The sequence below is a fragment of the Acinetobacter sp. NIPH 2699 genome (assembly GCF_022549355.1).
In the GTDB taxonomy this organism is placed as follows: domain Bacteria; phylum Pseudomonadota; class Gammaproteobacteria; order Pseudomonadales; family Moraxellaceae; genus Acinetobacter.
In genome coordinates this window covers 147,951-159,007 of record NZ_JAKZGL010000002.1, presented here as the reverse complement: position 1 = coordinate 159,007, position 11,057 = coordinate 147,951, and the positions used below count along the sequence as shown (strand labels likewise).

The window sequence follows — 11,057 nt, the reverse complement described above, 5'->3', positions numbered from 1 at the left end:
TATTATCTCCTAGTTAAACCATGATTCACGTGCTTTCATGATGAGTTGACCCGCTTTGTCATGACCTAAGCCTTCGATATCAGAGATATCATCAGTCGCTTGATCTGCCAAATCATCAACAGTAATCACACCACGTGCCGCCAATGCATACGCAATCTCAGTCGTCATACCTTCCATACCGAGAAGTTCTGCACTTGGCTCTTGAATATTTTCTTGCTGTTTTAACGCATCGGTTAATGCAGCTTCTTTTGCACGACTTTGTAGTAATTCAACTAAGTCTGCATCAAGCTCGATTTCATCAAAGGTCTCAGCAGGAACATAAGCAATTTCTTCTAATGAAGTGAAGCCCATTTCTACTAAAGCCATCGCTAAATCTTCTTCAATATCGAGACGTGATACAAACATATCAAGATATTGTTGTGCTTCATTTTGCTGACGAGCACGATACTCTTCTTCTAACATCATGTCGAGTTTATAACCGGTTAATTCCGATGCTAAACGAACATTTTGTCCTTGCGAACCAATCGCACGTGCCAACTGATCGCTGGTCGCAAAAATAATATCTGCGCTGCGTGCATCTTCATCAAGTACGATACCTGACACATCTGCTGGCTCTAATGCGCTTGCAATATATTGCGCTGGATCATCAGACCACACCACAACATCAATACGCTCACCATTTAACTCTTGTTGTACCGCTTGGATACGCGTACCACGCATACCAATACATGCACCCACAGGGTCAATACGATGGTCATTGGTTTTCACTGCAATTTTAGCACGCACACCCGGTTGACGCGCTGCTGCTTTAATTTCAATGATTTCTTCAGAAATTTCTGGAATTTCTTTTTTCATTAACGCCATTAGCATTTCAGGGCGGGCACGAGACAATAGCAATTGTGCACCACGGCCTTCACGGTTCACGTTATACAAAATTGCATTGATACGCTGCTTAGGACGTAAAATTTCTTTATGAATGGTTTCTTCACGTGCCAAATATGCTTCCGCATTGTCACCAAGATCAATGATAAAGCCATCTTTGGTTTGCTTTTTCACTTCACCATAGATCAGTTCGCCAACTTTAGACTCATAAGCATCTGCAACCAATGCACGCTCAGCTTCACGAATCTTTTGCACAATCACTTGTTTTGCGATTTGTGCTGCAATACGACCAAACTCGATCGATTCAACTTCAAGCTCGCGGATATCACCAATTGACCATTTTGTTGCGTCTACATCAGAAATCGCATCTTGACACGCTGGCATTTCATGATCTTCATCCGCAACGAGCGTCCACTGACGGAAAGTACGGTAATCACCTGTTTTACGGTCAATCTCAACACGAAGTTGAGCTTCTTCTGAATTTGTGCCTTCGTAGAATTTTTTCTTCGTCGCGGCAACAAGTGCTTGCTCTAACGCTTCGAAGATCGCTTCACGACTAACACCTTTTTCATTACTAACCGTTTCTGCAACGGTAAGAATTTCACGGCCCATAAGTCACCTACCGATTTCTTATAAAATTAAGTTAATATTAGTCTTGATAGATTAAATTTGCTTTATCAATATTATTACTATCAATTTCAAGCACGTGATCACCTTCGACTTCAACCTGAATCATTTCATTTTCGAGGTCAACAGAAAGTAATTTCGCTTGAAATTTACGACGGTTCTCGACAGCAGCAATTAATCGTAAAGCGACTTGCTGTCCAATATACCCAGACATTTGTGACAACTGAAAGAATGGGCGATCCCAACCTGGTGAAGACACTTCTAGAGCATACTCACCTGAAATCGGATCATGGACATCCAGCATTGCACCCACTTGTTGTGTGACCAGCACACAATCTTGAACGCCAATACCACGCCCTTGTTCTGCTTCACCCTCTTCATTTAGAAGTGGTTCCACATTCTCATCGGTCGCTTTGTCAATATAAATACGTAATAAAGAACGTTTACCTTGTGGTAGGAACTCAATCCCCCACAGATCTACATCACAAGCAGCTACAGCTGGTGCGATAAGATCAAACAGTGCTTGAGATTTATTTGATAATTTCATTTACTCTCGTCGCTCTCATGCGAGCCAATCAATCTTAACCGTATAGTGAACACGATGATTTGATCTTGCGCCGTATACGGCTCATATCGACACTACACGATAGCTAAACAACCAATAAAAAAGGGCGTAATCGCCCCTATGTTACACAGAAAAGCAAAGCCCACTGTGCAAAAAGGCCCACCTATTGTGAGCCTCTTTTTAGAAACTTGGTAGCGGGAGCTGGATTTGAACCAACGACCTTCGGGTTATGAGCCCGACGAGCTACCAGACTGCTCCATCCCGCATCAACGTGCAAAATTATATACAATTATGAAGAAAAGTCAATCTAAGTTTTCTTCACCATTGCTTGATTAAGTTGCACCTTAATCAAATGGTAGCGGGAGCTGGATTTGAACCAACGACCTTCGGGTTATGAGCCCGACGAGCTACCAGACTGCTCCATCCCGCATCAACAAATCACTGCGTACACCAAACTTACTGGTTATTAAGCTTGGTGCGGAAGGGGGGACTTGAACCCCCACGCCCGAAGGCACTACCACCTCAAGGTAGCGTGTCTACCAATTCCACCACCACCGCAGCTTTGTGGGACGAATTCTAGTACCTAAAACAGAAAAAGGAAAGCATTAATTCAGCTTATTCAGTCGTTTTTGGTGCATTTGGTGAAGTTTCAGCCGATGTTACTGGAGCGGAAGTTGAACTTTGCACAGTTTTTAAACTATACGCATCCGTTGTATGTTTTTTGGCAAGCACAGCTAAAGTTAGACTGGTCACAAAAAAGATTGCAGTAAAAACTGCGGTTAAACGCGTCAAGAAGTTACCCGCACCTGATGCGCCAAATACGGTTGCAGCGCCGCCGCCGCCAAATGATGCGCCTGCTTCTGCACCTTTACCTTGTTGTACTAAAACCAAAGCAATAATCAAAATTGCTAAAATAATGTGTACAACGAGTATAAAACTATACATTTCTATTCCTCGTTATTTGCTTTGTGCAAATGCTTTTGCAATTTGGTAAAAAGATTGTGCATTGAGAGATGCACCACCGACTAAGGCACCATTGATATCTGGGCATGCCGCCAATTCAACAGCATTTTCAGCTTTAACACTACCGCCATATAAAATGGCCATGTTTGCGCCATATGATGTGATTTGCGTTAAACCTTCACGGATTTTTGCATGCATCGCCTGAGCATCTTCTGGTGAAGCCGTCTTACCCGTACCTATTGCCCAAATCGGTTCATAAGCGACCACGATATTTTGCCATTGTTCAACATTAACAACAGAAGCGATATCACAGATTTGCTGTAATACCACTTGATCAGCCAAACCTTGCTCACGTTGATCAAGACTTTCACCTACACAGTAGATCACAGTTAAACCTGCATTTAATGCATGATGCAACTTCTCTTTTAAAATTTCGACCTTATCACCAAACAACTCACGGCGTTCAGAATGGCCAATGAGAACAAATTCAATGCCACTGTCTTGAAGTAATTCTGCACTCACCTCTCCCGTGTATGCCCCTGTGCCAGCCACCCGCGAAAGATCTTGCGCGACAGTATAAACCGTTCTAGCTGCATCTTTTAGTTGAGCTTGAATACTGGTTAAAGCGATTGTGGTTGGTGCGACACCGATATGACACTGCTCAGGAGCAATATTATCTTGCTCTAATAACTGTTTAAATTCTTGTATTAATTGGAAAGCATTCGCATGCATTGGATTCATTTTCCAATTACCAACAACCCAAGGGGTAATGGTCGAATTCGACATACTCCGCCTACCTAATGTTAATTTCTCAAAAATGCTGCATATTTTACACGGATTTTTATCAAATTGAGTTTTTTTCTATTGTTTAAATATAAATCAGATCGAAAACGAACACATCTCAATAAAATATCCTTCGAGAACTCACGGTTACTTTCTATATACACTGGAAAACTAAATCGCATGCTTAAGCGCAAATTAATCTCATGCCCTTTAGCAGTAGAAGCAATAAAAGAAAATTAATTTATAAAAAACTCGATTAGTTCAAAGTTTTATCTATGAACCAAGTCAAAAACGACACTTTCTCTAGTAGTATTTTTGCATAACAAAAGTATAATTTTTAGGATACATATTATAAACATTTATTGTCATAAGGCGGACAGATGTCAGGATTACATACGTCTCCAAAATTTTCGGGGTTTATTCGACGGTTGGTCGAAGATGGTCATATGTCTGCATCCAGTATGCAAACAGCAATCGACACAGCAAAAAAAGCGCAACAAGATATTGTTGCGCATCTGATTGAACATCATCGTCTTTCTCAACTTACCATTGCTGAAACTATTGCAGTAGAATTCGGTGAACCCGTATTTGATTTAGCGGTGTTTGATACGGCTTTGTTGCCGCGTGAACTCGCCGACAGTAAGCTGGTCCAAAAACATCGGATTGCACCTCTGATTCAACGTGGGCAAATCTTATATGTCGCCACCAGCAATCCAACCAATATCGATGCACTGGATGCGATTCGTTTTAACACCAAACTCAATATCGAACCGATTATTGTTGAGCACAGCAAACTAGAAAAACTCATCGAGCAACAATTTGGGGATTCTGGCAGTTTTGATTTTGGTGATAGTGAAGATTTTGATCTCGATATTGATGTTGTTCCAGATCAGTCAGATGACGATGATAATGCCGCGTCTCAGGGCGATGAATCACCGATTGTAAAATATATTAATAAACTGTTGATTGACGCGATTCGTATGGGTGCATCCGATTTGCACTTTGAACCGTATGAAAAAACCTATCGAGTTCGCTATCGTGTCGATGGTGTTTTAAGACAAATTGCCAATCCCCCATTACAAATGGCAACTCGGCTTGCTTCACGTTTAAAAGTCATGTCGCAAATGGACATTTCTGAGAAACGAATGCCGCAAGATGGCCGTATTAAGCTCAAACTGTCCAAGACCAAAGCGATTGACTTTCGTGTCAACTCATTACCCACCTTGTTTGGTGAAAAGTTGGTTCTGCGTATTCTTGATCCATCTAGCGCCATGTTAGGCATTGAAGCACTCGGTTATGAAGATGCACAAAAAGCGTTATTTTTGGAGGCACTCGACAAACCTCAAGGCATGCTATTGATCACAGGTCCAACAGGGTCTGGTAAAACGGTTTCTTTATATACCGGTATTAATATCCTGAACACTGAAGACACCAATATTTCAACAGCAGAAGATCCCGTTGAGATTAACTTAGAAGGGATCAATCAGGTTAACGTCAATACCAAAACGGGCTTAACCTTCTCCGCAGCACTTAAAGCCTTTCTCCGTCAAGATCCTGATATCATCATGGTCGGTGAGATTCGTGACCTAGAAACTGCTGAAATTGCAATTAAAGCAGCGCAAACAGGTCATATGGTGATGTCTACACTACACACCAACAGTGCACCTGAAACACTGACTCGTTTGCGTAATATGGGCGTACCTTCTTTCAATATCGCAACGTCGGTTAATCTGGTAATTGCCCAACGATTAGCGCGTCGCTTATGCCCACAGTGTAAACAAGCGATAGACATTCCAAAACAAAGCCTTTTAGAGTTAGGATTCACTGAAGAGGATTTAGCAAATCCTGAACTTCAAATATTTCAGCCAGTGGGTTGTTCGGAGTGTCGTGAAGGCTATAAAGGTCGTGTGGGTATTTATGAAGTAATGAAAGTGACCCCTGAAATCTCTAAAATTATTATGGAAGATGGCAATGCTTTACAAATCGCAGCCGCATCTGCACAAGCTGGTTTTAACAATTTAAGGCGTTCAGGTTTACAAAAAGTCATGCAAGGGATCACGTCATTGCAAGAAGTTAATCGAGTCACCAGTGAATAAAATTAATAAAAAGGATTAATAATCATGGCAGCTAAAAAAGCGCAAATGATGCCTACTTTTGCTTATGAAGGGGTAGATCGTAAAGGGGCAAAAATTAAAGGGGAATTACCTGCACGCAATATGGCTTTAGCAAAAGTCACGTTACGTAAGCAGGGTGTAACCATTAAGAATATTCGAGAGAAACGCAAAAATATTCTCGATGGCTTAACGAAAAAGCGAGTCACAACACTTGATATTACTGTGTTTACTCGCCAACTCGCGACCATGATGAAAGCAGGTGTACCGCTGGTTCAAGGTTTTGAAATTGTTGCTGAGGGTTTAGAAAATCCATCTATGCGCGAAGTGGTACTCGGTATTAAAGGCGAAGTCGAGGGGGGGAATACTTTTGCAGGTGCACTCAAAAAATACCCACAGTATTTTGATAACTTATTTTGTTCTTTGGTTGAATCTGGTGAACAGTCTGGTGCACTGGAAACCATGCTGGATCGTGTCGCTATCTATAAAGAAAAAAGCGAACTCCTAAAACAAAAGATCAAAAAAGCCATGAAATATCCAGCCACAGTTATCGTGGTTGCTGTGATTGTGACGATTATTTTGATGGTCAAAGTTGTACCTGTTTTCCAAGACCTGTTCAGTTCATTTGGTGCTGACTTACCGGCCTTTACAAAAATGGTGGTGAATATGTCGGTATGGATGCAAGAATACTGGTTTATCCTGATTATTGTGATTGGTGCAATTATTGCTTGTTTTCTCGAAGCAAAAAAACGAAGCAAGAAGTTCCGCGACACACTGGATAAAATGGCACTGAGATTACCTATTTTTGGTGATTTAATTTATAAAGCCATTATCGCGCGATATAGCCGTACTTTAGCGACAACATTTGCAGCAGGTGTTCCACTGATTGATGCCCTTGAATCAACGGCTGGTGCAACCAATAACGTGGTCTATGAAAATGCAGTGATGAAGATCCGTGAAGATGTCGCAACTGGACAACAACTACAATTTGCCATGCGTGTATCGAATCGCTTCCCATCTATGGCGATTCAAATGGTTGCAATCGGTGAAGAATCGGGTGCTTTAGACAGTATGCTCGATAAAGTGGCAACCCACTATGAAAATGAAGTCGATAACGCGGTTGATGGCTTAACCGCCATGATGGAACCACTCATCATGGCTATTCTAGGTGTACTGGTCGGTGGGCTTGTGATTGCAATGTACCTTCCAATCTTCCAAATGGGCTCTGTGGTCTAATGCAACAATTCGTATCGTATTTTGTCGAAAACCTAACTGCGCTATATATTGCAGTTGGGTTATTGAGTTTATGTATTGGTAGTTTCCTCAATGTGGTTATTTACCGCACGCCGAGAATGATGGAGCAGGAATGGCAACAAGAATGCCAGATGTTGCTACATCCCGAACAACCACTCATCGATCAAAGTAAATTAACTTTAAGTCAACCCGCGTCAACATGTCCCCAATGTGAATCAACTATCCGTTGGTATCAAAATATTCCTGTGATCAGTTGGCTCGTGCTACGCGGTAAATGTGGTTCTTGCCAAAATCCAATCAGTATGCGTTACCCATTGATTGAACTCTTAACCATGCTGTGCTCACTGGCCGTGGTTGCGGTGTTTGGCGCAACATTACAGATGCTATTTGGATTAGTGTTGACGTGGATACTGATCGCCCTCACCTTTATTGATTTTGATACACAACTGCTTCCTGATCGCTTTACCCTTCCCCTTGCAGCGTTAGGCTTGGCAATTAACAGCTTTGCAATTTATACCACAGCAACCGCAGCTATCTGGGGCTATGTGATTGGTTTTCTGTGTTTATGGATTGTGTATTACCTCTTTAAACTGATCACAGGTAAAGAAGGTATGGGCTATGGCGACTTCAAGCTGCTCGCAGCATTAGGTGCTTGGATGGGGCCGTTGCTACTGCCTTTAATTGTTTTACTCTCTTCAATTGTGGGTGCAATTGTGGGTATTATTCTGTTGAAAATGCGTGGTGAAAATCAGCCTTTTGCATTTGGCCCTTATATCGCGATTGCAGGTTGGATTGCTTTTTTATGGGGTGATCAAATTATGAAAGTTTATCTTGGAGGTTAACATGCAATTTATCTTGGGAATTACAGGTGGCATTGGTAGTGGCAAATCTGCGGCGACCCAATGGTTTGAATCTCAAGGTATTTGTGTTGTTGATGCCGATATTGTGGCAAGAGAAGTGGTTGAGCGTGGTCAGCCTGCATTAAAAAGCATTCAACAGACCTTTGGAGATTGGGTGTTATTAGAAGATGGCAACCTAAATCGGCGTGCTTTGCGTGAGCATATTTTTCAATCACCAGACGCGCGTCAAACTTTAGAAAAAATTACCCACCCTGCGATTCGCCAGTCCATTATCCAACAACTCCAACAAGCCCAAAGTGCTTATGTGATTTTGGTTTCGCCACTCCTATTTGAAACCAACCAGCATGAATTGGTTCATCATACGTTATTAATTGATACGGATGAGCATATCCAATTACAACGTGCCAGCCAACGCGATGGGCAAAATGAAGCAGAGATTAGAAAAATTATTGCAGCACAGATGCCTAGAACTCAAAAACAACAATTGGCCAATGACATTGTGCTCAATGATGGTTTATTAGAACATCTGCACAAGCAGCTTAAGCCCTTACATTTAAGTTATTTACAACAGGCCGAGCAATTTTTTTAATCGTGTTTTTGCTGAGCGAGTTGTTTAGCTAAGCTATCTTGGCGGAACCATCGCCATGGCTGTAGTGCTCCGATTGCCATCCCCAGCAAACCACAAGCAACAGCAGCACTTAACGGTTCATCTAACAAAGGAACTGCAAGTACAGCAGCGATAAACGGCGCTAAAGTGACAATACTTCCCGTCTTAAATGCCCCTAAGCGTTCAATTGCAGCAATATAGGTCAACGTTGCAACAATCACCACCAACACGCCATGAAATAACCCTTGTACCAGTAAATGTACAGCGTCAACGTCTTGGAAATGCTTTGGAATAAACAAAAAATAAATTGGTAGATAAATCAATGCGGACCAGATTGCCACACTTGCCATTGCATGCCATGCGGATAACTGCCACTGTTTCAACAACACAGTGAAGAGTCCCCACCAAACTGCACTCAAAAAGAATAACAAATCACCCAAACCAAATGAGGAAGCCTGCTCATGCAGCATCAAATAGCTCATGACTGCCAACGCACTCAACATGATGATCAAACTCAACCATGTATGTTTATCAAAGGTCTGCTTAAAAAATAAATAAGCAGCAACGGCAGTACATAATGGGATAAAACCATTTAAAAAAATCGCTGCATGTGCGGCAGGAGCATGTAGAAAAGCAGTATAGACGGTAAAACAGTACGCTAGACCACCTGTTAATGCCAATATCACGGCCCGTGGATGCCACAAAAAAGCCAAATCTTTCTTGTACATCAGGATCGGCATCAGAATCGTAAATGCAATCGCAAAGCGCATTGCCACCAAATCCCAAGCACTGATATGCCAATGCGCATTTAAGCGGGAGAAAATGGTAAACCCGCCCCAAATACACATGGTAATGAAGACATATAAATAGCCTTGCGTTCGAACAGTCATGCTAAATCACTTGAATCATCATACCGCATCAATGATTATACATTGCGCTGACGACATGCCTCATACAATGCCATCCCCGTGGCCACACTGACATTCAAACTCTGTAAGTCACCTGACATTGGAATATAAACCGTGTGATCACATTGAGACTGGGTAATTGGTCGCAAACCTGTATCTTCAGCGCCCATCACGATCACAACAGAGCCACTAAAATCACATTGCTGAAGAGGCAATGCCTTTTCATCTAGCATCGTGCCAATAACACGAGTATGCGTGGTGTCTTTTAAATGTGCCAAAGTACGCGCCAGATTGGTGACTTGAATAAATTTAACTTTTTCAGCTCCCCCTGCTGCAACCTTACGAGCAGTCGGTGTCAGACCTGCCGAACGGTCGCGAGGCACAATCACAGCTTGCACCCCCATTGCAGCAGCGGTACGAATACAAGCACCAAGATTATGCGGATCAGTCACTTGATCGAGTGCTAACAGCAACGCATTTGGAGACTGTTGCATCAGTTGATCTAAGTCTTGTTCATTTAAAGTCGGATGTGGACGTACAGCAGCGACCACCCCTTGATGGAAAGGCAGACCTGCCAACTTTTCCAAACTGTCTCGACTGGCCTTTTGCACACTAATACCAAAAGGTTCTGCAAGCTGTAAAATTTTTTGTAGCCGTTGATCATCACGACCTTTTAGGGTAAATAAAGTCAAAACTCGCTCAGGCTCTAACTCTAACAATGACTCCACTGAGTGAACACCATAATAATATTCAGATTTTGCCATGAACGAACGACCTCTTTAAAAAACCCACTCTTCAAAAAGGGGATTTAGCTTGTAAAAAGTTTCTCTTTTAAATGGAGAACTTATGGGAGACTTATAAAAAATAAAAATCCTGCAAAGTGACTTTACAGGTGAGGAGCGAATAGCTCCGCAATGGAATTTAATAAAAAAATCCTGTAAATGACTTTACAGGATTCTCTTTAGATATAGTGTACTCGATTTAAACGGCAATAGGTTAGCCTTCTAGATGGCAGACATAATCGAGGACTTCATCAGCTTCGATATGAAAGACACTATTACCTGGCACATAAAAAGACTGACCTGCACGGAATAACTCACTTTCAGTGCTGTCTGCAATTTTTACGCGACATTCGCCAGAAATAATTTCCATACGCTCTGGCACATGTGTCTCAAATGCTAAAGGCTGTTCAGTAGGCAAAAGCACACCTAAAGTCTTTTTCGTACCATCTTCAAATTGTACCGTATGGCTAATACATGCCCCACCAAAATACACATTTGACTTTTTAATGACCGTAACATGATCAAACTGCACTGAACTCATGCCTACTCTCCAAATAATGCAGCATTTATATTAGGTTATGATGGACGTAGTTTAATTGTGCCTGCGCCACTAATCAATCCATTTTTTTCATGCTTTTTGCAGCAAATCGCCAAGCGCCAAAGTGCTTTGTCACAGCGAGAACCACCATATCCTAGGCAAATAAGCAAAATGCTG

At 42.0% G+C, this 11,057-nt stretch carries 11 protein-coding genes and 3 tRNA genes; 4 read left to right on the top strand and 10 right to left on the bottom strand.

Going from position 1 to position 11,057, the window contains the following annotated elements; genetic code table 11:
- Window positions 1-9: 9 nt before the first annotated feature.
- From nusA to tpiA, 7 genes are all read right to left on the bottom strand, one after another.
- Window positions 10-1,494, bottom strand: coding sequence for a transcription termination factor NusA (gene nusA, locus MMP72_RS02715; RefSeq protein WP_241314280.1), 1,485 nt, complete (start codon window positions 1,492-1,494; stop codon window positions 10-12).
- 37 nt (window positions 1,495-1,531) lie between these two features.
- A complete protein-coding gene (gene rimP, locus MMP72_RS02710) occupies window positions 1,532-2,056 on the bottom strand; it encodes a ribosome maturation factor RimP (RefSeq protein WP_241314278.1) in 525 nt (174 codons plus the stop codon).
- Between the two features lie 207 nt (window positions 2,057-2,263).
- A tRNA-Met gene (locus MMP72_RS02705) sits at window positions 2,264-2,340 on the bottom strand.
- 87 nt (window positions 2,341-2,427) lie between these two features.
- Window positions 2,428-2,504, bottom strand: a tRNA-Met gene (locus tag MMP72_RS02700).
- A 43-nt stretch (window positions 2,505-2,547) separates the two neighbouring features.
- Window positions 2,548-2,632, bottom strand: a tRNA-Leu gene (locus tag MMP72_RS02695).
- Between the two features lie 57 nt (window positions 2,633-2,689).
- Window positions 2,690-3,019: a preprotein translocase subunit SecG gene (gene secG, locus MMP72_RS02690; RefSeq protein ID WP_241314276.1), complete on the bottom strand. Its 330-nt coding sequence runs from the start codon at window positions 3,017-3,019 to the stop codon at window positions 2,690-2,692.
- Window positions 3,020-3,031: 12 nt separating this feature from the next.
- Entirely contained in the window at window positions 3,032-3,823 is a 792-nt protein-coding gene (gene tpiA / locus MMP72_RS02685) for a triose-phosphate isomerase (RefSeq protein ID WP_241314274.1), read from the bottom strand.
- Window positions 3,824-4,200: 377 nt separating this feature from the next.
- On the opposite strand from tpiA, the gene pilB reads away from it, so the two are divergent.
- The 4 genes from pilB to coaE are packed head-to-tail and all read left to right on the top strand — an operon-like array spanning window position 4,201 to window position 8,634.
- Window positions 4,201-5,916 carry a type IV-A pilus assembly ATPase PilB gene (gene pilB, locus MMP72_RS02680; RefSeq protein ID WP_241314272.1) on the top strand — a complete coding sequence of 572 codons (1,716 nt, stop codon included), beginning with the start codon at window positions 4,201-4,203 and terminating at the stop codon, window positions 5,914-5,916.
- Between the two features lie 24 nt (window positions 5,917-5,940).
- Window positions 5,941-7,167, top strand: coding sequence for a type II secretion system F family protein (locus MMP72_RS02675; RefSeq protein WP_241314270.1), 1,227 nt, complete (start codon window positions 5,941-5,943; stop codon window positions 7,165-7,167).
- Complete coding sequence (locus MMP72_RS15875; RefSeq protein ID WP_277606309.1) at window positions 7,167-8,027, top strand: A24 family peptidase; 861 nt, start codon at window positions 7,167-7,169, stop codon at window positions 8,025-8,027. Before MMP72_RS02675 ends, MMP72_RS15875 begins: the two co-directional genes overlap by 1 nt.
- Before the next feature lies 1 nt (window position 8,028).
- Entirely contained in the window at window positions 8,029-8,634 is a 606-nt protein-coding gene (gene coaE / locus MMP72_RS02660; RefSeq protein ID WP_241314268.1) for a dephospho-CoA kinase, read from the top strand.
- On the opposite strand, the gene MMP72_RS02655 is transcribed toward coaE, so the two are convergent.
- From MMP72_RS02655 to MMP72_RS02645, 3 genes are all read right to left on the bottom strand, one after another.
- A complete protein-coding gene (locus MMP72_RS02655; RefSeq protein WP_241314266.1) occupies window positions 8,631-9,542 on the bottom strand; it encodes a DMT family transporter in 912 nt (303 codons plus the stop codon). The genes coaE and MMP72_RS02655 overlap by 4 nt on opposite strands.
- Window positions 9,543-9,577: 35 nt before the next feature.
- Window positions 9,578-10,324: a 23S rRNA (guanosine(2251)-2'-O)-methyltransferase RlmB gene (gene rlmB, locus MMP72_RS02650; protein ID WP_241314264.1), complete on the bottom strand. Its 747-nt coding sequence runs from the start codon at window positions 10,322-10,324 to the stop codon at window positions 9,578-9,580.
- Between the two features lie 232 nt (window positions 10,325-10,556).
- A complete protein-coding gene (locus MMP72_RS02645) occupies window positions 10,557-10,883 on the bottom strand; it encodes a pyrimidine/purine nucleoside phosphorylase (protein ID WP_004668356.1) in 327 nt (108 codons plus the stop codon).
- Between the last annotated feature and the right edge of the window lie 174 nt (window positions 10,884-11,057).